Origin of the sequence: Rhodoferax sp. TS-BS-61-7 (assembly GCF_002943465.1) — a bacterium.
GTDB lineage: Bacteria > Pseudomonadota > Gammaproteobacteria > Burkholderiales > Burkholderiaceae_C > Allorhodoferax.
Window position 1 is genome coordinate 1 of record NZ_PTQY01000006.1, and the last position, 25,703, is coordinate 25,703.

The following is a 25,703-nucleotide window of genomic DNA, read 5'->3' on the forward strand; positions in this document are numbered from 1 at the left end:
GCGCATTGAACGCCTGCTTAACTCCAGACCGCGTGCATGCTTGGGCTTCAAGACCCCTGCTGAGGTACTCTCGGAACTGCGCAACCAATGTCGCGATTCGAACTAGAAATCAAGAAATTGGCCTCTAGCACCCGTAGATACTGCGCAAACAGCTCCTGAATTCATAGCAATCTGCGCCGGGCACTAAGCCCACAAGCTCTCCAACCCATCCACCGGCACAAAACGCCGATCACGTATTGCCAGCCGCGTAGGGCCGGGCAGGGCGCGTGCGGGCACCGAGTGCCGGGGGTCGCCGGGGTAACACAGGATGACCTCGCCGTTATCGCTGAAGTTCTCCGGGCAGATGCAGGGCGGCGTTTGTTGTTGCGCGGCGTCCATGGCCTCAGCCGCGCTGGCATAACGCGCCAGGTGCGCCAGGCTCATGATCTGCGGCGGTGCCATTTCAATCTCACCACGGTGGTAGCGCAGCAGCGCTTCCTTGGGCGCGAGCCAGATGCTGGCCGTGGTCTCGAAGTTGTCGTGGCTGGCTACCTGGTCGGCCGGAGCCAGGGCCAAAAAGAAGCGGGTGTCAAAACGCTTTTTGCTCAGCGCGGCCATGCGCGGTGTGATCCAGCGGCTCCAGGGTCGCAGGGCACTGGCCTGCAGCGTGGTGCCCGATGCGGCCACCCAGGCCTGCCAGTCTTCGGGGCGCAGACTGGTGGGGCGCGTGTTGCCCGCAGCCAGCAGCACACCAGCTTCTTCAAACAGCTCGCGCAGCGCGGCCACATACAGGCCGGCGGCCAGGTTGCCACTGAGTTCGGACTCATTCAGTTGCTGGGCCAGCGTGTCGGCGGGCAGGTCCAGCGCCTGCACGGCGGTGGGCGAGCTGTCGTGGGCGTCCAGCTTCCCGCCGGGGAACACATAGGCTTCGCCAAAGGTGTCCGATAGGCCGCTGCGTTTCATCAAAAACACTTCCAGGCCTGCTGGGCCGTCGCGCAGCAGCACCACGGTGGAGGCATCGCGCGGCGTGCCAGTGGCGGGTTCAAGCATGTCGTGCATGGGACTGTCTTTTCTGTTTTGTTTTTTGGTGAGCAATTGCTTGAATTAAAGTACGTGCAGCAGGCGGGGACCATACGCACAAGCCCTTAGCCGTGTTCCATAACCCGAGGAGACAAGCAATGCATCTGGATTTCAAAGGCCGTGTGGCCATCGTAACGGGCGCGGGCGGCGGTTTGGGCCGCCAGCATGCGCTGGCCCTGGCCGCACGCGGCGCCAAGGTGGTGGTGAACGACCTGGGTGGCGCCCGTGATGGTTCGGGCGGCTCGTTGTCGGCCGCCGAAGCGGTGGTAGCCGAAATTCGCACCGCGGGTGGCGAGGCCATGGCCAATGGTGCGTCCGTGACGGACTTTGAGGCGGTGCAGGCCATGGTGAAGCAGGCCGTGGACGCCTGGGGCCGCGTGGACATTTTGGTGAACAACGCGGGCATTCTGCGCGACAAGAGTTTTGCCAAGATGGAGCTGGCCGACTTCCGCCTGGTGGTGGACGTGCACCTGATGGGCGCGGTGCACTGCTGCAAAGCGGTGTGGCCCTATATGAATGAACAGAAGTACGGCCGCATTTTGATGACCACCTCCAGCTCCGGCCTGTATGGCAACTTTGGTCAGAGCAACTATGGCGCGGCCAAGCTGGCGCTGGTGGGGCTGATGCAAACCCTGTCGATCGAAGGCGCCAAAAACAACATTCGCGTCAACAGCCTGGCCCCCACGGCGGCCACGCGCATGACCGAAGACCTGATGCCACCTGCCGTGCTGGAAGCGCTGAAGCCCGAAGCCGTGGTGCCCGCCATGCTGGTGCTGGTGGCTGAAGATGCGCCCACACGCACCACGTTGTGTGCGGGTGCGGGCAGTGTGGAAGCCGCCCACATCACGCTCACGCAAGGCGCCTGGATTGGGCTGGATGCGCAAGCGCCCGAGACGCTGGCTGCTAACTTACGCCAAGTGCTGGCGCGTGCGGGTGACATGGTGCCGGAGAGCGGTGCTGCGCAAGGCAGCCAAGAAGTGACACGAGCCTTGGCCCAGCTGGGCGGGCGCTAAGCCCGGCGCTTAAAAAGCCGTGGCTGCAGCGGGTGGTGCGTTGCCCGCGTTTTCCCACGACTTGCGTTCGGCCTCGTCCACCACGGCTACCGGGTCGGCGCTGGCGGCATGCACGGTGACCACGCCCATGCCGTAGCGCGGCATGAAGGTGTGGAAGGTTTCGTCCAGGCCCACCACGCTGAGCGGTTTGGACAGCACCATGCGCAGGCGCAGCACGGTGCGCTCCACCAGCTCCTCGTGCTTGATGCCCGAGATCACCACCACAAAACAGCGCGGGTGGTACAGGCCCACCACACATCGAAAACCCACTGCACGGCGAATGCGCGCGGTGATGGAGGTCAGGATCTGCTGGTCCACGCGGTGGCCGGCGGATTCGCCCAGCTCGTACAGGTTGTGCAGGTGCAGGCACACCACGGTGCACTGCCCGTGCATGCGGGCGCCGCGCCAAAACGCATCGTCCACCTTGGACAAGAGCACCGACCCCGTGGGCAGGCCGGTGGCCGGATCCGCCCCCTGAGCCAGGCCGGCCAGACGCAGCAGTTGGCGGTTTTGCCGGTTGCGGCGTACCGCCAGTGCGGTTGCCACCAAAAAGTGGGCCACGGTGCAAAAGGCAGTAAGCGCCATGCCCTGCCAGCCAAACCAACTGGGGTGCAGGGTGTAGGTGTAGAGGCCCAGAATCATGCCTGCCAGAAAAAAGCAAGCCACCACCATCCAGCGGGCCAGTTGGTCGCCCAAGGCATGGGCGCGAACAGACACTCCCAGCGCCAAGAGCAGCGCCCCTCCGCTAAAAACCGCCGCCACTTCAATGACGTCCTCGGGGCGCTCGCCCTCGTAGTTCAGGGCCCAAAACGCCAGCAGCACGGCTGTGCCCACCAAAACCGTGGCACCCCAGGCCAGGCTGTAGTAGACGATGCGGTCTTCTGCCGCCGCCCCAAGCCACAGGCCCAGGTAAATCAGTGACAAGGCGCCACACAGCGGACCCAAACTGGCCTTCAGGGTCAGCAATACCGAAGGGGGGAGTTCCGGAAACCACAGCGCCGGCAGGCTGGTCATCAGAATGGCACAGCTGCCCAGCATCAGCACAAACACCAGCCCGCGCCACGAGGCGACGCTGCGGTTCATGAGCACGTCGGCCAAGGCCACGGTGGCCATTGTTAACAGGCCGCCGAGCATGCAGGACCAGACCATCAGTTCGGAGGTTTCCACCGGGCCATTATTCACCAGCCACTGCAGCCCCCCATTGAAATCTGCGGTCCCGCCCCCAGTTAACAGAAACCCGTGAAGTCAGCCCGGCGCCTGCAGCAAATGCCAGCCTGTGGTAACTTTGCGCCCCGAAGAAATTTTGAAGGGCCCTTTGGCATGGACAGTAGACAAGCGGCCCTGAGCGCCCTGACAGCAGAACGCCTGCGCGGCATCCGCCGGGGTGTGGAAAAAGAAAGCCTGCGCGCGCTGCCCAGCGGCATGCTGGCCATGACCTCGCACCCCCAGGCGCTGGGTTCGGCCCTCACACACCCCCACATCACCACCGATTTCAGCGAATCCCAGGTGGAGCTGATCACCGGCGTGCACGCCGACCCCGATGTCTGCCTGCAGGAGCTGGCCGACGTGCAGCAGTTCACGCTGGGCGCCATGGGGGATGAGCGCTTGTGGGTCTCCAGCATGCCCTGTTGTTTGCCCGAGGACGACGCAATCCCTCTGGGCCAGTACGGTAGCTCCAACGTGGCGCAGTCCAAGACCGTGTACCGCCGTGGCCTGGGCCACCGCTACGGCCGGCGCATGCAAACCATCTCAGGCATCCACTACAACTGGTCCCTGCCCGACGTGAGCAGCGAGCAGTACTTCGGCCTGATCCGTAACTTCCGCCGCCACGCCTTCTTGTTGCTCTATTTGTTCGGCGCGTCGCCAGCGGTGTGTTCGTCCTTTGTGGCCGGACGCCAGCACCAGCTGCAGGCCCTGAGCGAAGGCGCCATGTACCTGCCCTACGCCACCTCGCTGCGTATGGGCCGCCTGGGCTACCAGAGTGATGCGCAGGCCTCGCTGGCCGTGAGTTACAACAGCCTGGAGGGTTATGCCCACTCGCTGCACGGCGCGCTGACCCAGCCCTACGCTCCCTACGAGGCCGTGGGCGTGCGCGGGCCCGATGGTATCTACAAGCAGTTGGCTACCACGCTGCTGCAGATCGAAAATGAGTTCTACGGCACCATCCGCCCCAAGCGTGTGACCTTTGCGGGCGAGCGCCCACTGCATGCGCTGCGGGAGCGTGGCGTGGAGTACGTGGAAGTGCGCCTGATGGACCTGGACCCGTTTGAAGTGGTCGGTATCAACAGCCAGACCATGCGATTCCTCGACGTGTTTTTGCTGCACTGCCTGTCCACCGCCAGCCCCGACGATTCGCCGCAAGAAATTGCCGCTGTGGGCCGCAACCAGCACGCCGTGGCTGAGCGCGGCCGCGAACCCGGCTTGTTGTTGCAGCGTGGCGATGCGCAGGTGAGCCTGACCGCTTGGGGGCAAGAGCTTCTCGATGGCATGGTGGCGATTGCGCAGGCGCTGGATGCCGCCCACGGCACCGACGCCTACAGCCGCGCCGTATTGGCCGCCCAGCACAGCTTGCAGCACCCCGATACCTTGCCCTCGGCCCGCGTGTTGCGCGCCATCACTGAGCAGCACGAAGGCTCCTTCGTCGCCTTTGCCCGTGCGCAGTCGGAGCAGATACGTGCGGCCATGTTGCAGAACCCGTTGGCGCCTGAGGTTGCGGCGCGGTTTGCGGAAGAGTCGCAAGCATCCTGGGATGCGCAGCGGGCGATTGAGGCGGCGGACACGATGCCGTTTGAGGTGTACTTGAAGGAGTACCTGGCACCGCATCGGCTGCAGGCACGGGCTGTGAAGGTGGGCTGATTTTTTCTCTCCTGTCGCACCGCTTTTTTTAACACCCACTCCCCCAGCCCCTCGCCCCGTCGGCGAGGGGAGCCTTAACAGCCGTATTTGATGGCTTTGCGCCGGCTACGGTGCTACATAAGGACCATCACCTGCGGATAGGTACGCCACGGCCAGTGCCGGCGGTTGTGGTGAACGGGAGAAAGTGCAGGCGCGGAGCCACTGGCGTGCACAGCCGCCAGCGTTGGCAAACAAACCCCTCCGAGGTCCCACAACCGCAGGCGCGGGCCGTGGAGCGAACTAACAGTGGCAACCTCCCCCCACTAGCCCGTGCCCGGCGCACAGCCACAAAATATGGCTGTTAAAAGCTCCCCTCGCCGACGGGGCGAGGGGCTGGGGGAGTGGGTGTTTAAAAAGCAAAAACCCAAAAAACAAAAAAGCCGGCGTCAACCACCGGCTTTTCGGGAAGAGAGCAGAAAGCTTAAGCAGCCTTGCGAACCCGCGCAACCTTCTTAGCAACAGCGCGCTTGGCAGTAGCCGCCTTGGCCTTCACCTTGGAGCCCGCAATCTTGCTCACCAGTGCGCCGCTTTGGGCTTCCAGCTTGGCCGCTACGTTGTTCACGGCGACGGCAGCAGGCACCGCAGCCACGGCAATCGTGTTCAGCGTGGTCAGGCCAGTGCTTTTCTCAAAGCGGCTGGCATTGGCCGCCACTTGCTCCAGGCCCTTGCCGGCCAGTTCCACGGCCTTGTTGACGGCGCTGTCGGCGCTGTCGGTGGTCAGGGTGACGCCCTGGGTGTAGAGGGAGGTGACCTTCTTCTGGGCGGCCACGGCATTGGTGCGCACTTCGGCGCTGATGCGGTTACCGGCCTTCTTGACGGCGGCGGCCCAGGACTGGTCGACATAACCCACGGCACGGGCATTGCCCACGCGGTAGGCGTTGATCACGTTCTTGGCAGTGTTGCCATAAGACGCGATCAGTTCGGTGGTCACGGTGGACAGTTTCTTGTTGGCCATGGAAAACTCCTGCAAAGTGGATGAATCGGAAATCGACACAACGCATTCTCCAAAGCCCCCCTAGTGAAGGCACCTTAAATCCCGCGTCTTTCCTAGAGGCGCCTGCCTAAGCAGGCGTGGGGCGCCACATGCCGGACAATGCAGGGTTTAGCGCACAGGCAGAAAGACGACACGGCATGGCAATTCAGTGGTTCCCGGGGCATATGCACCTGACGCGCAAGGCGATCCAGGACCGCATCAAGGCGATTGATGTGGTGATTGAGCTGCTGGACGCCCGCCTGCCCGGATCGAGCGCCAACCCCATGCTGGCCGAGATGACGGCCGGCAAACCCGCGCTCAAGGTGCTGAACAAACAAGACCTGGCCGACCCCGAGCGCACCGCACTCTGGCTGGCGCACTACAACGCCCTGCCCGGCGTGCGCGCGCTCCCGCTGGATGCGAGCATGACCACGCCCGCGCGTGCGCTGGTGGCGGCCTGCCACGAGCTGGCCCCCAACCGCGGTGGCATGGCCAAACCCATGCGGGTGCTGATCTGTGGCATTCCCAACGTGGGCAAGTCCACGCTGATCAACACCTTGAAGGGCAAACGTGCTGCCAAGACCGGTGACGAGGCCGGCGTGACCAAGCTGGAGCAGCGCATCACCATTGCCGACGACTTCTACCTCTACGACACGCCCGGCGTTCTGTGGCCGCGCATCATCGTGGCCAAGAGCGGCTACAACCTGGCCGCCAGCGGCGCCATTGGCAAAAATGCGTTTGACGAAGAAGAGGTGGCGCTGGAACTGCTGGACTACCTGCGCCAGCACTACGCCGTAGCACTGGAGACGCGTTACAAACTCACCGGTGTGGCGGAGCAGACCGACGAGCAACTGCTGGACGCGATTGGCCGCAAGCGCGGTGCGCTGCAAAGCGGCGGCAAGATCAACCTGCAAAAGGCGGCGGAGATCGTGATCCACGACTTCCGCGCCTGCGCGCTGGGCCGCATGACGCTGGAAACCCCTGCCGAGTTTGCCGACTGGCTGGCCGCTGGCCAGAAGCTGGACGCCGAGCGCCAGCTCAAGAAAGACGCCATCGAGCTGGACCGCAAGATCCGCTTCAAGAAAGTGCCCCGCCCACCGCGCGTGGATGATGCCGGGGCCGAAGAATAGAGCCAAATCGGCCTCTAGCACCCGTGGATATTGCGCGAGCAGCTCCTGAATTCATAGCGTACTGAGCCGCCCCATGTGTATCAACTTCCAGCCCGCAGCCAACCCGGCCTTTCTGGCCGAGCGCCTGGGCCCGCTGGAGCCACCGCTGGGCCAGCTGGAAGACATCTTTCCGGGTTACAGCGCACCCGTGGCCTTGCGCCGTGGCGGCGCTGGCGACAGCCTGGCCGCGCTGCGCCTGGCGCAGTTTGGCCTGGTGCCACACTGGTGTACTGATGCCACGCAGGCGCGCGACATCAGCCGCAAGACCTACAACGCACGCAGTGAAACTGCTGCCAGCAAACCCAGCTTTCGCACGGCCTGGGCCGCCCGCCAGTGGGTGCTGGTGCCCATGCAGTGCTTTTTTGAGCCCAGCTGGGAAGACGCCGTAGCGAATGGTGGTCGCCCCACGCGCTGGCGCATCGCTCGGGCCGATGGCCAGCCCTTTGCCGTGGCCGGCCTGTGGGACCGTTGGACCGACCCCGCCACGGGCAACGTGCAGGGCAGCTTCACCGTGCTCACGGTGAACGCCGATGGCCACGCAGTGATGGGCCGCATGCACCGGCCCGATGAGGAAAAGCGCATGCCGGTGATCGTGCCACCCGCGCTGTATGCCGACTGGCTGCAGGCCAGCCCGCAGCAGGCGGTGGACTTCATGCGCGCCGCGCCGGCAGACGACCTGGTGGCGGTCGCTGCCCCATTGGACCGTGCTGCCCCGGTGGCGCCCAACCTCTCGTTGTTCTAGCGCGCTTTAGCGCCCCAGGTGGCTGCGCGCCCAGCGCACGATGTCGGCCGTGCCCATGGCACCGGGCTGGCGCGCAATTTCGCGGCCACCCGCAAACAGCGCCAGGGTAGGGATGCTGCGGATCTGAAAACGCGCGGCCAGATTCGGCACCGCTTCGGTGTCCACCTTGGCCAGGCGCAGCTGCGGCTCCAGCTGTGCGGCGGCCTGGGCAAAGGCCGGTGCCATTTGCCGGCAGGGCCCACACCAGGGTGCCCAAAAGTCCACCAACACCGGGATGTGGCTGCGGGTGATGTGTTTGTCAAAGGCGGCCTCATTCAGCGCCACGGGCTGGGCCACAAACAGGGGTTTTTTGCAGTTGCCGCAGTCGGGTGCGCTGGCCAACTGGGCGGGCTGCACGCGGTTGGTGGTGTGGCAGTGGGGGCAAACGATGTGCAGGGCGTCGGTCATGGCCTTTAGCTGGGGCGGTTATTGGGGCTTTCAAGCCACTGGCGCACGGCGGTTTGCAGCGCATCGGCCTGGTCCAGCATGACCCAGTGCCCGCTGCGAAACCCCAGCGCCACGTTGACCGGGTTGCGGCCCAGCGTCTCCAGCCAGCGGGGCGAATGGAACATAAAGGGCTTGTGTGTGCCATAGGCATAAAACACCGGGCATTGGGGGCGCACTGGCAGGGTGTGGCGCAGGCCGCCGGCGGCGCCCAGCCAGGCCATGGCGTAGGGCCGGTTCATGCGCCAGTGGATGGCCGCCGACGCCAGCGGGCAGCGCAGGATACGCGCCATGCGGCGGGTCATGCGGTCTGCCAGGCCTTCGCTGCCGAGCATGCCCAAGCCCCAGGCGGCAGCCAGCCAGAACTGGTAGCCCAGGATTTGCAGCTTCTGTTTGCCGCCTAGCGCGCGCAAATAGGCACCGCTGTTGTGGTCGCCAATGTCGATGCCCACGATGCGGGCCACCCGGTCGGGGTGGCGCATGGCCAGCTCGTAGCCGAACACGCAGCCCCAGTCGTGCAGCAGCAGCGTCACAGGCTGCTGCGGGCTCACCGTGTTCACAATGGCCAGCAACTGGGCGGTCATCTGCGCCAGCGTGCGGGCGGGCGAACTGGCGGGATCTTCAAAGCCCGGCAGCGTGAAACGCACACAGCGGTACTGCGGGGCCAGCGCGCCCACCATGCCGTCCCACAGGCGATGGGTGTCGGGCCAGCCGTGCAGCATCACCACCGTGTGGCTGCCCCGGCCCTCCAGATAGACCTCGGTGTCGTTGACGTAAAAACTGTGTTGGGTCATGAGTCTGCTATTAAAAATATAGCTGCTTGCGCATGTTCTTATTGGGCTGCGGCCCGAAAGTAGGCAATACGGTCGGCGTCCGACGGGTGCGAGGCAAAGGCAATGCCGAGCCAGGAGGGGCTGTCTTCGTCGTCCGCGTTCTCGTCCTTGGCGTCTTCGCCGTCTTTGCCTTTGGTGGCCTTTTTCTGGCGCTCTTGCTCCAGGGCCTCAAACAAGGTGACCATGTGCAGGGGCGACAGGCCCGCGTCCTTGAGCACCTGCACCGCATGGGCATCGGCCTCGCGTTCGGCTTCGCGCGAGTAGTGGGCCTGGCCCAGCAGTGCCGGCACGGCGGCCAGCAGGGTACTGAAATCGCCCAGCACCACGGCACCCAGCGCCCCCAGTACGGTGGCCTGCACCAGCATGCGCAGGCCATGGCGTTGCTGCACATGGCCCAGTTCGTGCGCCAGCACGGCGGTCAGCACTTGCGTATCGGCGTTCACCAGCGCCACCATCTCGTCGGTCATGATGATGGTTCCACCCGGCAGGGCCAGGGCGTTGGGGCCGATCTTGCTTTGGCGAAACACCAGCTTCCAGGGGCGCTGGCTGGCCACGTCCTGGTGCACCACCGCATTGGCAAACGCCTGCGTGATGCGGGTTTGCTCGGCCAGCGGCAGTTTGCTGGGTTGCATCAAGGACTGGTCGATAGCTGCCAGTGTGCTCTCGCCCAGCGATTGTTCGATGCTGGGCGGCGTGGCTGCCACCACGGCACGCGCCAGCAGCGGCAGGCCCCAGAGCTGCAGTGCCACGGCCAATGTGGCCAGCACGGCCACACTGCCGGCCACCCAGCGCCAGCTTTGCTGCATCTTCACCACCAATGATTCGTGCTGGCCCTGGCTGTGTGCCCAGGCATCCCAGGCGGCACCATCTTCACACTGCACATGGCCACCGCCGGCCAGGTGGGCCAGGCGCAGGCCGTGGCGCGTGCGCTCGGGCCACTGCACCTGGTGGGTGGGCACCTGCAGGTCCACCCCCTCGCCCTGGATGTGCAGGCGGCGCTGCCGGCCTTCGCCATGCAGCCGCAGCGTTACGGGCTGGGCGCGGGCACTGCGGCCGTCAAAGTAGGTGGCGTGCAGCGGGCTGCCGGTGCCGTGCACGGCTCAGAGCCCCACGTCCATGCCAAAGAAGTCGCCTGCGGCATCCCCCGCGGCATCGCCTTCCTGTGCTTGCACCTGTGAGACCAGCAGGTCCGGGTTGGCGCGCGATTTGATGCTCACGGCCTCCAGCCGCACACGCGTCAGCGCCACCGCGGCAAACGGCCAGTACAGGCCCAGGGTGATGATGATCAGGAACCAGTTTTTGAGGGTCACCCACAGCAGCGCACGAACGCGCAGGGTGCTCACAAAGCGCAGTTCGGTGTTGCCGGTTTTGGTCCACACCAGGTTTTGCAGGCGTGCAACGGCGTAGGGCTGCAGGCACACCAACACGGCCAGGGTGCCCAGCAGGATCGGTACGATGGCCGCGGCGATCATCCATACGCCGCGTTGCTGTCGCAGGCTGTCAAAACCATCCAGACCAAACACCAGCCCCACCACCACGGCAGCCGGCAAGGCGATGGCCAGCAGGCCCAAGCCCAACACCTTGAGTGCGAGCACGTAAAACGAACCCACGGTAGCGCGGAAGGTGGTTTGCAGGTGGCCCAGGCTGTAGTGCTTGTGCTGGTATTGCTTCAGGTTCCACAGCAGCCACGGGGCGATGGCCAGCGTGGCAACCATGACCCCCAGGGCCAAAATGCCGTACCACATGGGCGGTGCGTTCCTGTCGTCCACAAACGCCAAGCCGCCCACGAGCACGAGGCCGGGCAGGAACAGCGGCAGCATGGCACGGTAGGCTCCGGCCAGGTTGCCCAGAAAACGGAAGCGCAGACCACGCCAGCTGGTGTTGGCCATGCGGAACTGCATGGACGACTTGAACAGCGCCGGCCACAGCCCGGCCACCAGCACCAGGGCCACCAGGCCTGCGGTGTTGGAGAACTCGCCAGCCAGCGAGTACAGCGTGAACAAGATGCCCACCAGCGCATACCCCTTGAACATTTTTTTGGGGTCGCCATGGAAACCCAGGGGCTGGCCGCCGACCAGGGTGTTGCCCATGAAATAACGCAGGCGCCGGGCCTTGGCCCAGGGGAAGTAGATGCCCAGCGTGACCAGCATGAGCAGCAGGTTCACGATCCAGATGCGGAAATACTCGCTGCCGGAGCCGGTGAAGGCGATGCCGATCTGGTTGGTGGATGGGGGCAGCTGCACCTGGGTGTCGGGTGCGTCCAGTGGGTCAGTTACGCCAGGCGTGCCAATGTCTGCATGTTGCATGCGGGGGATCCTCCTTGAAAGTGGGTGGGGCCTGTGGCCCTCTGTTTGTGGCCACGATCATATAGCGGCACCACCCGCGTTCAGGGTCTGGCGCGCAGTTCGGGCTCCAGGGTGTCCCACAGCGCACGGTCGGTCAGCGGGGTTTCTGCGCTCAGCTGGGGGTTGTTGATTCTGAAAACACGCCGCCCGCGCAGGTTCAGGTCGCTAAGGGTGGCTTTTTTGAAGGCCTGGTAACGCTTCTCGAACTGCCCGTTTTTCATCAACAGGCGCAGCCCCTCTTCGGCGCGCTGGGCCAGCCGCTCACCCTCGGCCGTGCGCGGAAAGAAGAAGTAACGTGGCAGCGGGTAATACAGCAGCAACTGGGGTTCAATGGCCAGCGCGGGGTAGGCTTGGCGGCCGCTGGCCAGCTCGTGGCTGATCTCGTTGACCCCGCGCGAGAACAGGTCGAAGCGGCCCGAATCCAGCATGGGCAGCAGCAGCTCGTAGGTGGGGGCGGTGACCACGGTGAACCCATTGGTCCGCAGGATTTCGGTGTCCACCCAGGTGGCGCCTTGGCCGATGGAGAGGGCCTGCAGCTGATCTAGTGTGCGCACCGTGTTGGTCTGCGCTTGTGTGCCGGCCTTGATGAGAAAAAGACGGTAGCCCGTTAGCCCCTTGTCCAGGGGAATGCGGATCGGGCGCAGCGTATTTTCACGGGTGATGCTGGTGGTGCGGGCCATCACGCTGATGTCGGTGGCGGCGGTTAGCAGTAGCTCGGCCCGCCCTGCATTCATAACCTTGGGGCTGGGCTGCAGTTCATAACTGCCCCACTGGGGCCTGGTCGCATCCAGCGCGGCCTGCAGCAGTTCCCAGTAGTAGTTCAGGCGGACATCGGACCCGCTCTCTGGGGGCGGGTAGATATAACGCATGGCCTGGGCCTGCCCTAACAAGGGCCAGAGCGCTAGCAAGAGCGTGGCAAACAGTTGTCGCAACGACGGAATCATGGGGGCCTTGTGTGCCTTTTGCGCCCCAGTGTAGTCCGCTTGTGTGACAGTGGTTCAGCGTGCAAAAGCCTTGCGGGAGCCGTCTTCAAACAGTTGATCGTCCGCGGTTGGTTTGCCGCTTTCGTCCCAGGTGCGCAGACGGTTGGGCTTGCCCTGGGCGTCAAAGTGCTCTTCCTGCGCGAGCTTGCCGTTCTCGTAATAGAGTTTGTGCACCCCCACGCTGCGTTGGCCGTAGCGGCCCTCCAGCGCAAAGCGGCCTTCGCTGGCCAACAGGCCTTTGTCGTTGAAGCGCTGCTGGTCCAGCAGTTCGGTCTCGCCGTCCAGCGTGTAGGTTTCCTTGTTTTGCGGCTGGCCGTTCAGGTAGAAGCGGGCGTCTGTGCTCAGGCGGTTGCGTTTGCGCCCGCCCACCTCGGTCAGGGTGTAGCGGCGCTCGCGCACCAGGCTGCCGCTGGCGTGGTATTCCGATTCGCGCACCAGCATGGCGGGCTTCTCGGCTTCGTTCCAAACCTTCTCGCGGCGCTTGTTGCCATCTTCAGCAAAAAAGCGCTCGGTGCGCTGGCTGCCTTGGCGTTCCATCTCTTCCTGGGGTTTGCCGTTGTCCATCAGCACGGCCTGCTTTTGCACCACACCGGCCAGCAGGGTTTGGGTGCCGCGCAGCTTGCCGCTGCTGCTGTAGGTGGACACTGTGCTGGCGCTGCCGCCAAAACCGCACAGCGCTGCATCGTCCACCTGCGGGGCCAGCAGTGGCTTGGGGCCGCAGCGCAGGCTGGCCAGTTGTTTGCCCGGTGTGAACTGGGCGCTGGCGCCCTCACGTTCGTTATCACCCACCCATTCCACCGCCTTGGGGCTGCCATCCTCGTACCAGCTGCGGCGCAGGCCGCGTGTATTGCCCTTCACATTGGTGAACTCCAGCACCAACTGGCCGTTAGGCGCCCACTCGCGCTCCAGGCCTTCGTGTGGGCCGTTGGCGGTGATGGTGAACTCCTTGGCCAGTTTGCCGTTGCGGAAATAGCGTGACAGGCCCACCGAGTCGCCGTTGCGCAGTTCGTACTCGCGCTCCAGCAGGCCGCTGTCGCGGTCTTTGCAGCGCACCATGCCGCTCTTGCCTGCGGTTTCGGCGCCGTTGTTGGTGTTGATGGACTTGCCGTTGAGTTCGCAGTCCTGCACGGCCAGGGCGCCGGCAGCACTGCCCAGCAGGGCGGCGCCCAGGGCCAGGCGCCAAGAGAGGGGTGTGGTCATAAATTATTGGCAAAAAGTGTTACTAGCCCGCACTGTGTATGCGCGAGAAGCTATACAAACCATAGCAAATTTGCGACCCGGAATTTGCATCTTGGCCGCGCCTGATCTATATCAATGACTGTAGCGCAGCCCACGCGCAGCATGGAGGCTGGTTCACTTCCGAAGGCGAGGTTTATATGTTCAAACACATTCTTCTGGCCACCGATGGTTCCACCGCGTCGGCCCACGCGGGCAGCTTGGCGGTGGGCCTGGCGCGTGCCCATGGCACCCGCCTCACCGCGGTGTATGTGTCCGACCCCTACCCCTACCTGGGCGTGGGCGAAGCCAACCCCATGGGGTACCAGGCCTATGCAGCCGCGGCGCAGGAACTGGCCGCCCAGGCCCATGCGCAGGCGGACGCCCTGTGCCGCGTAGGCGGCCCGGTGGTGGCCATGCAGGCCAAGCTGCTGGAGGGGGTGACCGCGGCCAGCGGCATTGTGCAGGCGGCGGCCGAGGTGGGGGCGGACCTGATTGTGCTGGGATCCCACGGCAGAACCGGTATCGTTCGGCTGATGCTGGGCAGCGTGGCCACCAAGGTGGTGGCCGAAAGCCCCGTGCCGGTGCTGGTGACGCGATAAGGGCCTGAGCGGATGGCTTGAAAAAGGCCACGCGGCCTCCAGCTACGGCGTTCCTGCAACGCTTTGAATCGGAGCCCTGTGGCCTTTGTTGTGTTTTGCCTGGCTGCGGCCGGGTTGTTGGCCTGGCTGCTGGGCTACCCCTGGTGGCAGCGCGTGCAGCGCCGCCGGCTGCAGGCGCAGCCCTTTCCCAAACACTGGCGCACCCTGTTGCGCCGCCGCGTGCCGCTGGTGGCGCGCCTGCCGGCCGACTTGCAACTGCAGCTCAAGCAACACATGCAGGTGTTTGTGGCCGAGAAAACCTTTATTGGCTGCGCCGGCCTGCAGGTGACCGAAGAGATGCGTGTGGTGGTGGCCGCCCAGGCCTGCCTGCTGCTGCTCAACCGGCCCGACGCGGCGGCGTACTTCCCCAAAGTGCGGCAAATCCTCATGTACCCCGGCGCCTTTGTGGTGAATCGCCGTCACACCGATGCCGCTGGCGTGCAGCAGGAGCAGCGCGAGGCGCTGGCCGGCGAATCCTGGGGTGAGGGGCAGGTAATTTTGTCGTGGCAGGACACGCTGGACGGTGCCGCCACGCCCGACGACGGCCGCAACGTGGTGATCCACGAATTTGCCCACCAGCTGGACCAGGAAAACGGCCGCGCCGTGGGTGCGCCCTTGCCGGTGCTGGGCGATGTGGGCTACAACGCCGCCCGCTGGCAGCGGGTGTTTGCAGAGGCCTACGAACATTTGCGCCAGCAGGTTTTTATGGGGGAGCAGGGCCTGCTCAACCACTATGGGGCGCAAGACCCGGCCGAGTTTTTTGCGGTGGTGGTGGAGGTGTTTTTTGAGCAGGGCCCCGCGCTGGCGGCCGAGTACCCGGCGGTGTATGCCGAGCTGCGGGGCTTTTTCAGGGTCGACCCGGCGGGTTGGTGAACCCCGCGGGCAGGGGCGCGGCACAATGCTTGCTCCATGCCCGATATGAATACCCTCACCACCCCGGTGCACACCCACACGCTGTTTGAAGACGCGCAGGCCATCTTTACCGGCACGCTGTTTGTCAGCTTGGCGCTGATCCTGTTTGCGCAGGCGGGGCTGCTTACCGGGGGCACGGCCGGTGTGGCCTTTGTGCTGCACTACGCCACGGGCGTGAGCCTGGGCAAGCTGTTTTTCCTCATCAACCTGCCGTTTTACTGGTTTGCCTGGCGCCGCATGGGGCGCGAGTTCACGCTCAAGACCTTTGTCGCCATCACGTTTCTGTCGGCCATGGCGGAGTGGTCGCCGCGGCTGTTTGCCATTGATCGGTTGCACCCGGCCTATGCCGCGGTGTTGGGCGGCTTGCTGCTGGGCTCGGGTTGTCTGTTTCTGGCGCGGCACCGCGCCAGCCTGGGCGGGGCCACCATCGTGTCGCTGTACCTGCAGCAGTCGCGCGGCTGGCGCGCCGGGGTGGTGCAGATGGGCATGGACTGCACCATCGTGCTGCTGGCCCTGACCGTGGTGGACCCGGTGCGGGTGGCCTATTCGGTGCTGGCCGCGGTGGTGATGAACCTGTTTATTGCCATCAACCACCGGCCCGGGCGTTATGCGGTGCTATAGCGATGCTGTAGCGCCGGGACGCATTTGCTTCACTTGGCAGGCAACTGGGCCTGTAGCAGGCGCAGCACATTGCCGCCCATGATGGCGGCCACATCCCCTTCCGAGAAACCCGCCTCCAGCAGGCCCTGGGTGAGGTGCACCAGGCCCGTGGTGTCAAAGGCGGTTTGGGTGGCACCGTCAAAGTCCGAGCCCAAGGCCACGTGTTTCACACCCACCAGGTTCGCCGTGTAACGCATGGCCTTGATGATGGACGCCGTGTCCAGCCCACACACCGCGCCTTCAAAGTAGCCAATGCCCATCACACCGCCGGTGGCGGCAATGGCCTGGATGTGGCGGTCGCTCAGGTTGCGCGGGCCGGGGCAGGTGCCCTGCACGCCGGTGTGCGACACCAGCACCGGGCGTTTGGTCATGGCCAGCACGTCGTCCACCACCTGGGGGGAGGCATGGGCCAAGTCCACCAGCACGCTTTTCTCTTGCAGCTTGGCCACCACCTGTTTGCCAAAGGGTGTGAGTCCGCCTTTCTTTAGTCCGTGGGCCGAGCCGCCGAGTTCGTTGTCGAAGAAGTGCGTCAGGCCCATGATGCGAAAACCCGCATCAAACAACCTGTCCACGTTCTCCAGCCTGCCCTCCAGGGGATGCAGGCCTTCGGTGGCCAGCAGCGCGATGAGCTTGCCACCGGCGGGCGGTTGGCCCTGGGTCAGCGCGGCCAGCTCGGCCTGGCTGCGCACGATCTGCATGGCGCCGGCGCTGCCTTCGGCCGCGTGGTGCAACTTCTGGCTCTGGTGCAAGGCGCGCGCCAGCAGGCTGTTCCAGGTGGCCACGGGCCAGCGCTGGGCCATCACCAGGGCGGTGAGGGTGTCGCTGTCGGCGCCGTTGCGCTCGAAGTTCAGGCCTTTGGGGCTTTTGGTCACGGTGCTGAAGACCTGCAGGCTCACCTTGCCCTCCTGCAGGCGGGGCAGATCGGTGTGGCCGTAGTCGTAGCGCTGGAGCAGGTCACGCGACCACAGCAATGCGTCGTCGTGCAGGTCGGCAATAAACAGGATGGGGTGCAGGGCGGTGGCACGGGCGCTGGCCGTGTGCGGGCCGGCCAGGGCCACGCGGTTCATGCGCTGGTCCACGATGCGGGGCAGGGTAAAAAACACCCCCAAGCCCAGCGCAGCCACCACGGCGATTGTTATGCCTATCTTGCGTCGCATGTTGTCTCCCCAAAATCCAAACAAAAAGGGGCCTAAGCCCCCGTGGATTATGCGCAAACAGCTAGCAAAAACATAGCAAATTAGCGCCTCTCGGGGTTTACACGCCCAGGAATTCGGCCAGCGCGGCGGTCTCCATGGCACCGGCGTTGGTCACCACGGCGCCGGTTTTGAGGTTCTTGGCCACGATGTAGGGCACCGACTCCACCTTCAGGCTGTTGAACAGCTCGGTGTTGGCTCTGATGATGGCCTCGTGTTCGGGCGACATGCTGGCGGGCAGCGGGGCACCGCCGGTGCCGGCGAGCAACGAGGCTTCGTGGGCGGTCATGAATTCGGCCGGGTTGCTGGCCGCCAGAATGGCCGCGCCCTGGGGGGCGCTTTTGCCGTTGATGAAGGACACCGGCACCCAGACGAACTTGACCTTGCCCAGCAGCGGCTGGGAGGTTTGCCACAGGTGGCCGCAGTGTGGGCACTGGGGGTCAAACAGCACAAACACCGGGTTGGCACTCATCAGCGCGCCCACGGTGAAGCCTTTGCCAGTGATGGCTACTTTTTCATAGGCCTGGGCCGGTGGCAAGGCACTGGCAGCGGGGGCGGCGGCCGGTGCGGTTTCTTCGGTCTTGGAGCAGGCCGCCAGTCCGGCCACGGCAGCCACCAGGGGCAGGGCCAGCAGGTGCAAACGTTGGCGTTGGGCAAAGGGCGCGGGGGTGGCTTTCAGCATGGGGTGTTCAGAAAAGTTAGGGGGCGGAACCGCACAGACACGGTCCAGAAGGTTCAGCGTAGGTGGAGTGTGCCAGCGGCCAAAAGGTTCCCGGCTGGTCATTTTGCAGGCACCCTTGGCAAAGCCCCTGTTGGCGCGGGTTTTGCCGCTTGTGAACATAGTTATCCACAAAGTCACGCACAGTTTCCGGGTGCAACTTGGAGGGGTAAGAAAACGATTTCCGGGTTTTCACTTATTGTTCATTTTTGCTAGCACAGATTTTTCTCTCATTGACAAATGTGCGTCCTGGTGTTCTGCCGTGCCACGGTGGTGCTTAAAAAACAGGCGTCGTGTGGCAAGCCCCAACTGGCGCGGTTTTGGCGGCTTGTTCTGGTGGTTATCCACAGCGTTGTCTCCATGAAATTGGGGTAAGTTTTTTTTGTTTTTTTCTGGCTTTGGTCTTGCCAGGGCCGTGGTAGCAATGCGTCCCACTATCATTTATGCAGTAGCCAGCCCCGGTTGATTGCGCGCGGCGCCTGCATCTGCCATAGTGTGCTCGGATCAGGGAAACCAAGCGCCAGGCACACCACTACATGCTGTTGTTCAAGCTGTCGGAACGTCCATACTCCTTGCGCAGCAACTTGAGGCTACTGGTATTCGTCTGCGTGCTGCCGGCCACACTGGTCAGCGCCTTGTTGACCTATTCCACCTACCAGCTGCGCCGCGAGCAGGTAGAGCAACAAACCGTGCTGCTGGGCCAGTCGGTGCTGGCCGATCTGGAGCGGGAGCTGGCCTCCATCGAATCCGTCCTCAAGGTCATGGCCACGGCCCCCGAACTCACCGGGGGAGACATGCGCGGGTTTTACCAACGCGCTACCAACACCCTGGGCACGGGGCTGGCCTACAACTACATCGTGACCGACGTGCAGGGGCGCCAGTTGCTCAACACCCTGCGCCCTTGGGGCACCCCCTTGCCCACCACCGGGACCCCGCCGCAGCTGGCGCGCGTATTCACCGAACAGGCCAGTGTGCTGACCGACCTGTTTGTCGGGCCCGTGGCGCGCCGCCAGGCGGTGGCCATGGGGGTGCCGGTGAAGGTGGGGGAGCGGGTGGTGTACAGCCTCAACATCGGCCTGGACCCCGCACGTGTGCAGGCCCTGCTGGGGCAGCAGCACCTGCCGCCGGGCTGGCTGGTGGCGGTGCTGGACAGCAGTGGCCAAATTGTGGGGCGCTCGCGCGATGTGCAGCGTTACCTGGGCCAGCCGGCCGTGCCCGAGCTGCTGGCAGCTATGGCCCTGCGGGACAGCGACACACTGCTGTCAGAAACCAAAGACGGTGTGTCGGTGTTCACGGCTTACACCACCTCCAAGGCATGGCGTTGGCGTGTGGTGGTGGGGGCGCCCCGGTCAGTGTTGTTGCGCGATCTTTTGTCGCACCTGGGCTGGGTGTTGGGGGGCATTTTGGCGGCCTACGGCTTGGGGCTGTGGCTGGCGCGCACCATCTCCCTGCGGGTGCTGGCCTCGGTGCGTGAACTCAATGACGCTGCCCAGGCCCTGAGCCATGGCGAAGACGTGGCCTTGCCCTCCATCCGTTTGCAAGAGGCCGAGGCGGTGGGCGCCGCACTGGTGCAGGCTTCGCTGGCCATGAAGCAGGTGAAGTTTTTTGCCCAGCATGACGCACTGACCGAGCTGCCCAACCGCCTGCTGTTTGACGAGGTGGCCGAGCGCAACCTGGCCTTTGCGCAGCGGCGCGGGCAGAGGCTGGCTGTGGTGGCGGTGGACTTGGACGGTTTCAAGACGGTTAACGACACCCAGGGCCATGCCGCCGGTGATGCAGTGCTGCGGGAGGTGGCGCAGCGCATCCTGTTGACCATCCGCGCCTCGGACATCGTGGCCCGGATTGGCGGGGACGAATTTATTGTGCTGCTGACCGACGTGCACGACACCGGTGCCATGGACACGGCGGAGCGCATTGTGGCAGCGCTCTCTGAACCCTATCCGCAGGTGCTGGCCCCGGTGTCGGCCAGCGCGGGGGTGGCCTTGTTCCCGGACCACGGCACCGACATCAAAACCCTGGCACTGGCGGCTGACCAGGCCCTGTACCGCGCCAAGCAGACCGGCAAGCGGCGCGCAGTGCTGGCCTGACGCAGGGCCGCAGGCCCCAGCCTGTACCATGCCGCAACTCCAGAAAGCGCCCATGGCCCCGCCCGCCACCCTGTCCACCCCCGCACATCCCACCCTGCTGCATACCCTGCAGCTGGACCCGGCGCAGCACCCGCGTGGGCTGGCCCACCTGAGTGCCGCCAGTGGCCTGGTGCGTGTGCGCCAGCGCCTCTATGTGGTGGCCGACGACGAGTTGCACCTGGGCCAGTTTGATGATTGCAGCAGCCCCACGCCCAGCCCCGTACCCGGCACGCTGCTGCGCCTGCTGGACGGTGAACTGCCCGCGAGCAAGAAGCAACGCAAAGCGGCCAAACCCGATCTGGAAAGCCTGGCCTTGTTGCCACCGTTGCCGGGTTGCCCCGCCGGCGCGCTGCTGGCGCTGGGCTCGGGCTCGCGGCCGAACCGCGAAACCGGCGTGTTGGTGGCGTTGGACGTGCTGGGCCAGCCCAATGGCCGCATGGCCACGGTGAACCTAGACACACTCTACGCCCCGCTGCGCAAACGGTTTGCCGACCTCAACATCGAAGGTGCACTGGTGGTCAGTGGTGAGCTGCTGCTCTTGCAGCGTGGCAACCTGGCGGACGCCCACAGCGCCTGCATCCGTTACGACTGGAACCTGATCGCGCCCTGGCTGGCGGGCCTGCAGCCCCAGCCGCCCACCGCGAAAAGTGTGCAGCTGCTGGACCTGGGCCGTGTGGACGGGGTGCCGCTCACGCTGACCGATGGCACCCCGCTGCACGGCGGGGCCTGGGCGTTTACCGCCGTGGCCGAGGGCACCGACAACAGTTACGCAGACGGTGCCTGTGTGGCCAGCGCGGTGGGCGTTGTGCTGCCCAACGGCCAGGTGCACCGGATGCACCTTTTGCACGGCGCCCCCAAGGTGGAAGGCCTGGCGGTGTTGCCCGAGGGCAGCGACTGGGTGTTTACCATGGTGACCGACCCCGACGACCCCCAACAGGCCGCGCAACTGCTGCAGCTGCGCCTGCCCCAGGACAAGGACCAACCAGAATGAATCTGCACCGCCGCCACGCCGCTTTGGCCGCCCTGTTGCTACTGAGCACCCCCCTTACTTTTGCCCAGCCGGTGCACCTGACCGGCAACAGCCCTGAGCTGGTGGACGCCGCGGCCCGCGGGCAGTGGGGCAAGGTGTTGGTGCTGCTGGACGGCGGCGCACCTATTGAGTCGCGGGCCGACACGGCACGCAGCCGCAATGCCACGCCCGTGTTGGCCGCCACCCAGGGCAACCATGTGGACGTGGTGCGTCTGCTGGTGGCACGCGGTGCCAATGTGAATGCGCAGGATGCGCAGCAAGACAGCGCCTTTTTGCTAGCCGGTGCCAGCGGTTTTACCGACATCGTGCAGCTCACCCTGGCCGCCGGGGCGGACCTGACTAGCACCAACCGCTATGGCGGCACGGCCCTGATTCCGGCCTGCCACTACGGCCATGTGGACACGGTGCGCCTGCTGCTCACCACCCGCATTGCGGTAGACCACGTCAACAACCTGGGCTGGACGGCGCTGCTGGAGGCCGTGATTTTGGGCGATGGCGGGCTGGCGCATGCCGAAATCGTGCGCATGCTGATTGCTGCCAAGGCCAATCTGAATCTGGCCGACGCCCAGGGGGTGACGCCCTTGCAGCACGCCCTGGCCCGCAAACATGTGCATGTGGCCGAGCTGCTGCGCGACGCCGGGGGCCGCTGATGGTGATGTACATCGGCGCACTGGCCGCCCAAAGCGGTGCCAGCGCCAAAGCCATCCGCCTGTACGAGTCGCTGGGCTTGCTGGGGCGTGTGCAGCGGCTGGGCAAGTACCGCGTCTACACCTCACAGCACCTCACGCTGGTGCGCCTGATCAAACAGGCCCAGGGCTTGGGCTTGCGCCTGGCCGAGGTCGTGCCCGTGTTGCGGGGCCGCACGGCCGAGCCGGATTGGGCTGCGCTGGCCCGCCAGGTGGCGCAGCGCCGTGCCGACATTGCGCTGGAAGTGGCCCGGCTGCAGGCGCTGGACGCGCAGCTGCGGGCCATTCAGACCGAGATTGACGCCTGCACCGAGACACCGCTGCCCGTGCCCCTGGCCGCCTGCGCTTGACTCTGCCCCTGGGGGCAGACTTAGGGTTGTGGTTCTTTCATTACTGGAACTGCAACCATGTTCCTGCCTGCTGGCAAAAACGTCCTCGTTATCCTGGGCCATTCCGGCCGCAATACCTTCAGTGCCGCGGTGGCCGACACCTATGCCCAGGCCGCGCGCTCCGCGGGCCACACGGTGCGGGTGTTGCACCTGGCCGACCTGAACTTTGACCCGCTGCTGCACGGTAGCAACCCGCACCACCAGGCGCTGGAGCCCGACCTGCTGGCCGCACAAGACAGCATGGCCTGGGCGCAGCACATGGCGTGGGTGTTTCCGGTGTGGTGGGGCGGGGTGCCGGCGTTGCTCAAGGGCTTTTTAGACCGCGCATTTGTCTCGGGGTATGCCTTCAAGTTCAACCAGGGTTCACCGTTTCCAGTGCCACTGCTGAAGGGACGCACCGCGCATCTGCTGGTGCCCATGGATACGCCACCCTGGTACTTCCGTTGGTTCTACCGCATGCCGGCGATTCACCAGATGCGCAAGACCACACTGGAGTTCTGCGGCATTCGGGTGCGCAAGACCTTGTCGCTGGGGCCGGTGATCAGCTCCACCGCCGAGCACCGCACGCGCTGGCTGGGCCAGGCAGGGGCGTTGGCCGGCCGCATTTAGGGTGTGGCCTGCGGGGGCCGTTACTCTTCCAGAAAGTCGCCCGCGGTGGGCGCTTCGCTTGGGTCGCGCGCCTTGCGCACGCCGTGTTTGGCCAGAATTTCCACATAAAACTGCGTACCGCCGCTCTGCACCACGGCGTCAATCAGCCCAGTGATTTCTGCCAAATGGGCGGTCTGGGCGGCGTCTTCGGTGGGGCCAAAGCGGCAGTCAAAGTCCCAAAAATCCACGCCTTCGGGCAGGTCACGGCGGCGCTCGCGTTTGACGTATTTGCGGATTTCGTGCTTGGTGGCTTCGAGCAGGCGCTCGGGGTGTTTGCCTTCTACGGCGAGGGGAAATGTCTTTTTCATGGGGGTCCTGGGCCAACAAAGGCGGGTGGGCGATGATACGCCCCATGCAGGAACGCCACCCCACCCCCGACAAAGACACCATTGCCCTATTGCCGCCGTTCGAGCGCCTGGGGCTGGACCGCATCACCCTGGTCAGCACCGGCGCGCAGGCCAAAGAGGCCTACGCCGCCCTGACCGACACCCCCGCCTGGGGTTTTGACACCGAGTCCAAACCCACCTTCAAGGTGGGTGATGTGTCCGATGGGCCGCACATTTTGCAGCTGGCCACGCCGGCGCGGGCCTGGGTGTTCCAGCTGATGGACCCGGCCTGCAGCGCCGTGGCGGCCGAGTTGCTGGCGCTGGGCGGCATTGCCAAGGCCGGTTTTGGCCTGGGCGATGACAAAAAACGCATTGTGAGCAAGCTGGGCGTGCAGCCCCAGGGCATTCTGGAGCTCAACACGGTGTTCCGCGAGCGCGGTTACCGCAAGGACATGGGCGTGAAGGGCGCCGTGGCCGTGTTGTTCAACCAGCGCTTCATGAAGTCCAAAAAAGCCGCCACCAGCAACTGGGCCAATGCGCGGCTGAGTGAGTCCCAGCTGGTGTACGCCGCGAATGACGCATATGCGGCCATTCGTGTGTTCCACGCGCTGGATCTGGCCTAAACCCTTGGGGGCAAGGCCGGGTGGGGCTTAGTGCACCACGAATTCGTAGGCCACTTCTTCGCTCTCCACCATGTCCAGGATGTCGTTGAGCTCGTCTTCGCTCTCGGTGCTGGCCCAGGTTTCTTCGGGGTTGGTGGCAAACAGGGGCTCGATGGCCATGTCCAAAAACTGCCCGTTGGGCAGACTCAGCACGGGTGTGCCTTCCGAGGTTTCGACCAGCTCCCATTCGTCAGGTACGGACATTTCGAGTTTGATGGTGACGTGGAGTTTTTTCATAAGTTTCCTTGGTGGCTGAGGCGGCGAGGTTAACCCAGCCAGCCGTAAGATGGATGACACCCCTCCCACCGAGCCCGCCATGCACATCACCGTTTACAGCACCCGCCCCTACGACCAGGCTGCCCTCAGCGCTGCCGCGCAGGGCACGCCGCACCTGTGGACCTTTCTGGATGTGCGGCTGGACGCGACCACCGTGGCCACCGCAGCCGGGGCAGACGCAGTGTGTGTGTTTGTCAACGACCAGTTGCCGCGCGATGTGTTGCAGGCCCTGCATGCACTGGGCGTGCGCTTGGTGGTGTTGCGCTGCGCGGGGTTTAACCAGGTGGACCTGGCCGCCGCGGCCGAACTGGGGTTGGCAGTAGCCCGCGTGCCCGAATATTCACCCTACGCCGTGGCGGAGCACACGCTGGCGCTGGTGCTCACGCTCAACCGCAAAATTCACCGCGCCTACGCCCGGGTGCGCGAGGGCAACTTTGCACTGGATGGCCTGCTGGGTTTTGACCTGCACGGCCGCACCATCGGCGTGGTGGGCACGGGCCGCATTGGCGAAACCTTTTGCCGCCTGATGACCGGCTTTGGCTGCACGCTGCTGGCGGCAGACCCACAGCCCAACCCGGCTTGTATGGCGATGGGCGTGGCGTATGCACCGCTGCCCGAGCTGCTGGCGCGCAGCGATGTGGTGAGCCTGAACTGCCCGCTCACGCCGCAGACCCGCCACCTGATCGACGCGGCCGCTTTTGCCGCCATGAAACGCGGCGCCATGCTGGTCAACACCAGCCGCGGCGCGGTGGTGGACACGCGGGCCGCCATTGATGCCCTGAAGAGCGGGCAGCTCGGCGCGCTGGGGCTGGATGTGTACGAAGAAGAGGGTGACCTGTTTTTTCGCGACCTCTCGGGGGCGGCGATTCAGGACGATGTGTTTGCACGCCTGCTCACCTTCCCCAATGTGCTGGTCACTGGGCACCAGGCCTTTTTTACCGAAGATGCGCTGGCGGCCATTGCCCGCACGACGCTGGACAACATTGACAGCTTTGCATCCACGGGCCAGCCGCGCCACCCGGTGTCGGTGGAGCGCGTGGTCTAAGGCCGGGGCTCAGTGGGCCGGGGCGTGGCCCCAGACCAGCAGCAGGTTGTTCGCCGGCAGCGCGTGGCGCGCCTGCAGGTGCAGGCCCGCCAGGGTGGCCTGCTCTTGTACATCCGCCAGCTGGCGAATGCCAAAACTTGCATCGTGCGTACGCAGGCTCTGGTCGAAGTCCAGATTGCTTTGCGTGGGTGCCACACCGGCCTCAAAGTACGGGCCGTAGGTGACCAAGGTGCCGCCCGGCGCCAGGTGCGTGGCGGCCCCTTGCATCAGCGCGGCGCAGGCGTCCCAGGGCGCGATGTGCAGCATGTTGATGCACAGAATCAGGTCAAACGGTGTGTCTTCCAGTTGCCAGGGTGTTTTGCACACGTCCAGCGGTAACGCTACGTTCACATTGGCCAGGTCCGCCTCGGTGACGCGCACCTCGATGTTGTAGAGCGCACCGGGGTGCACCTCAGTCGGCTGCCAGGTCCACAGCGGCATATGCTGCGCCAGCCACACCACATGCTGGCCGGTGCCAGAGGCAATCTCCAGCGCCGTGCCCTGCGCGGGCAGAAAGGTTTGCAGCGTTTCCAGAATGGGCTGTTTGTTGCGCTCGGCAGAGGGGCTGAAATCGGGTTGGGCCATGGCGGTGGGTTGTGTGGT

The 25,703-nt window shown here is 64.9% G+C and carries 28 protein-coding genes; 14 read left to right on the plus strand and 14 right to left on the minus strand.

From position 1 onward, the window contains the following. Positions 1-183: 183 nt before the first annotated feature. Positions 184-1,038 (minus strand): NUDIX hydrolase, encoded by an 855-nt coding sequence (locus tag C5F53_RS15425; protein WP_105262291.1) that lies wholly within the window; start codon positions 1,036-1,038, stop codon positions 184-186. A gap of 119 nt (positions 1,039-1,157) precedes the next feature. On the opposite strand from C5F53_RS15425, the gene C5F53_RS15430 reads away from it, so the two are divergent. Further along, the gene (locus C5F53_RS15430; RefSeq protein WP_105262292.1) at positions 1,158-2,072 is read left to right on the plus strand and encodes an SDR family NAD(P)-dependent oxidoreductase; all 915 of its coding nucleotides are present in this window, start codon (positions 1,158-1,160) and stop codon (positions 2,070-2,072) included. A 9-nt stretch (positions 2,073-2,081) separates the two neighbouring features. Here C5F53_RS15430 and C5F53_RS15435 read toward each other — a convergent pair whose 3' ends face one another. After that, positions 2,082-3,278: a diguanylate cyclase domain-containing protein gene (locus C5F53_RS15435; RefSeq protein ID WP_146097373.1), complete on the minus strand. Its 1,197-nt coding sequence runs from the start codon at positions 3,276-3,278 to the stop codon at positions 2,082-2,084. 153 nt (positions 3,279-3,431) lie between these two features. Between C5F53_RS15435 and gshA the strand changes: the two genes are divergently transcribed. Continuing rightward, positions 3,432-4,967, plus strand: coding sequence for a glutamate--cysteine ligase (gshA, locus tag C5F53_RS15440; protein ID WP_105262294.1), 1,536 nt, complete (start codon positions 3,432-3,434; stop codon positions 4,965-4,967). A gap of 460 nt (positions 4,968-5,427) precedes the next feature. On the opposite strand, the gene C5F53_RS15445 is transcribed toward gshA, so the two are convergent. Continuing rightward, complete coding sequence (locus C5F53_RS15445; RefSeq protein WP_105262295.1) at positions 5,428-5,961, minus strand: hypothetical protein; 534 nt, start codon at positions 5,959-5,961, stop codon at positions 5,428-5,430. A 176-nt stretch (positions 5,962-6,137) separates the two neighbouring features. On the opposite strand from C5F53_RS15445, the gene ylqF reads away from it, so the two are divergent. After that, the gene (gene ylqF, locus C5F53_RS15450; RefSeq protein WP_105262296.1) at positions 6,138-7,109 is read left to right on the plus strand and encodes a ribosome biogenesis GTPase YlqF; all 972 of its coding nucleotides are present in this window, start codon (positions 6,138-6,140) and stop codon (positions 7,107-7,109) included. Positions 7,110-7,182: 73 nt separating this feature from the next. After that, complete coding sequence (locus C5F53_RS15455; RefSeq protein ID WP_105262297.1) at positions 7,183-7,890, plus strand: SOS response-associated peptidase; 708 nt, start codon at positions 7,183-7,185, stop codon at positions 7,888-7,890. Positions 7,891-7,896: 6 nt separating this feature from the next. Here C5F53_RS15455 and trxC read toward each other — a convergent pair whose 3' ends face one another. The 6 genes from trxC to C5F53_RS15485 all read right to left on the minus strand — a co-directional run bounded on the left by trxC (position 7,897) and on the right by C5F53_RS15485 (position 13,734). Next, positions 7,897-8,337 carry a thioredoxin TrxC gene (trxC, locus tag C5F53_RS15460; protein ID WP_105262298.1) on the minus strand — a complete coding sequence of 147 codons (441 nt, stop codon included), beginning with the start codon at positions 8,335-8,337 and terminating at the stop codon, positions 7,897-7,899. A 5-nt stretch (positions 8,338-8,342) separates the two neighbouring features. Then, positions 8,343-9,167, minus strand: coding sequence for an alpha/beta fold hydrolase (locus C5F53_RS15465; protein WP_105262299.1), 825 nt, complete (start codon positions 9,165-9,167; stop codon positions 8,343-8,345). 38 nt (positions 9,168-9,205) lie between these two features. Continuing rightward, positions 9,206-10,303, minus strand: coding sequence for a M48 family metallopeptidase (locus C5F53_RS15470; RefSeq protein WP_105262300.1), 1,098 nt, complete (start codon positions 10,301-10,303; stop codon positions 9,206-9,208). A gap of 3 nt (positions 10,304-10,306) precedes the next feature. Next, entirely contained in the window at positions 10,307-11,512 is a 1,206-nt protein-coding gene (locus tag C5F53_RS15475; protein WP_105262301.1) for a YjgN family protein, read from the minus strand. Positions 11,513-11,592: 80 nt separating this feature from the next. Then, on the minus strand, positions 11,593-12,495 hold the full coding sequence (locus C5F53_RS15480) for a hypothetical protein (protein ID WP_105262302.1): 903 nt from the start codon (positions 12,493-12,495) through the stop codon (positions 11,593-11,595). Positions 12,496-12,549: 54 nt separating this feature from the next. Beyond that, complete coding sequence (locus C5F53_RS15485; RefSeq protein ID WP_105262303.1) at positions 12,550-13,734, minus strand: toxin-antitoxin system YwqK family antitoxin; 1,185 nt, start codon at positions 13,732-13,734, stop codon at positions 12,550-12,552. 176 nt (positions 13,735-13,910) lie between these two features. Here C5F53_RS15485 and C5F53_RS15490 point away from each other — a divergent pair, with 176 nt between their 5' ends. The 3 genes from C5F53_RS15490 to C5F53_RS15500 all read left to right on the plus strand — a co-directional run bounded on the left by C5F53_RS15490 (position 13,911) and on the right by C5F53_RS15500 (position 15,923). After that, complete coding sequence (locus C5F53_RS15490; RefSeq protein WP_105262304.1) at positions 13,911-14,351, plus strand: universal stress protein; 441 nt, start codon at positions 13,911-13,913, stop codon at positions 14,349-14,351. Positions 14,352-14,429: 78 nt separating this feature from the next. Then, positions 14,430-15,263, plus strand: coding sequence for a zinc-dependent peptidase (locus tag C5F53_RS15495; protein WP_105262305.1), 834 nt, complete (start codon positions 14,430-14,432; stop codon positions 15,261-15,263). A 45-nt stretch (positions 15,264-15,308) separates the two neighbouring features. Beyond that, positions 15,309-15,923, plus strand: coding sequence for a YitT family protein (locus C5F53_RS15500; protein WP_236635398.1), 615 nt, complete (start codon positions 15,309-15,311; stop codon positions 15,921-15,923). Positions 15,924-15,952: 29 nt separating this feature from the next. On the opposite strand, the gene C5F53_RS15505 is transcribed toward C5F53_RS15500, so the two are convergent. Continuing rightward, positions 15,953-17,119: a dipeptidase gene (locus C5F53_RS15505; RefSeq protein ID WP_105262307.1), complete on the minus strand. Its 1,167-nt coding sequence runs from the start codon at positions 17,117-17,119 to the stop codon at positions 15,953-15,955. Between the two features lie 97 nt (positions 17,120-17,216). Continuing rightward, positions 17,217-17,837: a thioredoxin fold domain-containing protein gene (locus tag C5F53_RS15510; protein WP_146097374.1), complete on the minus strand. Its 621-nt coding sequence runs from the start codon at positions 17,835-17,837 to the stop codon at positions 17,217-17,219. A 572-nt stretch (positions 17,838-18,409) separates the two neighbouring features. Here C5F53_RS15510 and C5F53_RS15515 point away from each other — a divergent pair. From C5F53_RS15515 to C5F53_RS15535, 5 genes are read left to right on the plus strand one after another with little or no spacing between them, the layout of a single operon-like run. Further along, positions 18,410-19,960 carry a sensor domain-containing diguanylate cyclase gene (locus C5F53_RS15515; RefSeq protein ID WP_146097375.1) on the plus strand — a complete coding sequence of 517 codons (1,551 nt, stop codon included), beginning with the start codon at positions 18,410-18,412 and terminating at the stop codon, positions 19,958-19,960. A gap of 52 nt (positions 19,961-20,012) precedes the next feature. Next, on the plus strand, positions 20,013-20,990 hold the full coding sequence (locus C5F53_RS15520) for a hypothetical protein (RefSeq protein WP_146097376.1): 978 nt from the start codon (positions 20,013-20,015) through the stop codon (positions 20,988-20,990). After that, positions 20,987-21,679 carry an ankyrin repeat domain-containing protein gene (locus C5F53_RS15525; RefSeq protein WP_105262310.1) on the plus strand — a complete coding sequence of 231 codons (693 nt, stop codon included), beginning with the start codon at positions 20,987-20,989 and terminating at the stop codon, positions 21,677-21,679. The genes C5F53_RS15520 and C5F53_RS15525 overlap by 4 nt, the downstream gene beginning before the upstream one ends. Next, positions 21,679-22,065 carry a MerR family transcriptional regulator gene (locus C5F53_RS15530; RefSeq protein WP_105262311.1) on the plus strand — a complete coding sequence of 129 codons (387 nt, stop codon included), beginning with the start codon at positions 21,679-21,681 and terminating at the stop codon, positions 22,063-22,065. The genes C5F53_RS15525 and C5F53_RS15530 overlap by 1 nt, the downstream gene beginning before the upstream one ends. Positions 22,066-22,122: 57 nt before the next feature. Next, positions 22,123-22,713, plus strand: coding sequence for an NAD(P)H-dependent oxidoreductase (locus C5F53_RS15535; protein ID WP_105262312.1), 591 nt, complete (start codon positions 22,123-22,125; stop codon positions 22,711-22,713). 20 nt (positions 22,714-22,733) lie between these two features. Here C5F53_RS15535 and C5F53_RS15540 read toward each other — a convergent pair whose 3' ends face one another. Next, positions 22,734-23,060 carry a DUF6172 family protein gene (locus C5F53_RS15540; protein ID WP_105262313.1) on the minus strand — a complete coding sequence of 109 codons (327 nt, stop codon included), beginning with the start codon at positions 23,058-23,060 and terminating at the stop codon, positions 22,734-22,736. Between the two features lie 44 nt (positions 23,061-23,104). Between C5F53_RS15540 and C5F53_RS15545 the strand changes: the two genes are divergently transcribed. Continuing rightward, complete coding sequence (locus C5F53_RS15545) at positions 23,105-23,701, plus strand: 3'-5' exonuclease (protein ID WP_105262506.1); 597 nt, start codon at positions 23,105-23,107, stop codon at positions 23,699-23,701. 27 nt (positions 23,702-23,728) lie between these two features. On the opposite strand, the gene C5F53_RS15550 is transcribed toward C5F53_RS15545, so the two are convergent. Continuing rightward, positions 23,729-23,977, minus strand: a complete 249-nt coding sequence (locus C5F53_RS15550) for a hypothetical protein (protein WP_105262314.1) — start codon at positions 23,975-23,977, stop codon at positions 23,729-23,731. 79 nt (positions 23,978-24,056) lie between these two features. Here C5F53_RS15550 and C5F53_RS15555 point away from each other — a divergent pair, with 79 nt between their 5' ends. Next, positions 24,057-25,061 carry a 2-hydroxyacid dehydrogenase gene (locus C5F53_RS15555; protein ID WP_105262315.1) on the plus strand — a complete coding sequence of 335 codons (1,005 nt, stop codon included), beginning with the start codon at positions 24,057-24,059 and terminating at the stop codon, positions 25,059-25,061. A gap of 9 nt (positions 25,062-25,070) precedes the next feature. Here the strand turns inward: C5F53_RS15555 and C5F53_RS15560 are convergent, their stop codons facing one another. Continuing rightward, a complete protein-coding gene (locus C5F53_RS15560; protein WP_105262316.1) occupies positions 25,071-25,685 on the minus strand; it encodes a DUF938 domain-containing protein in 615 nt (204 codons plus the stop codon). Positions 25,686-25,703 lie beyond the last annotated feature (18 nt).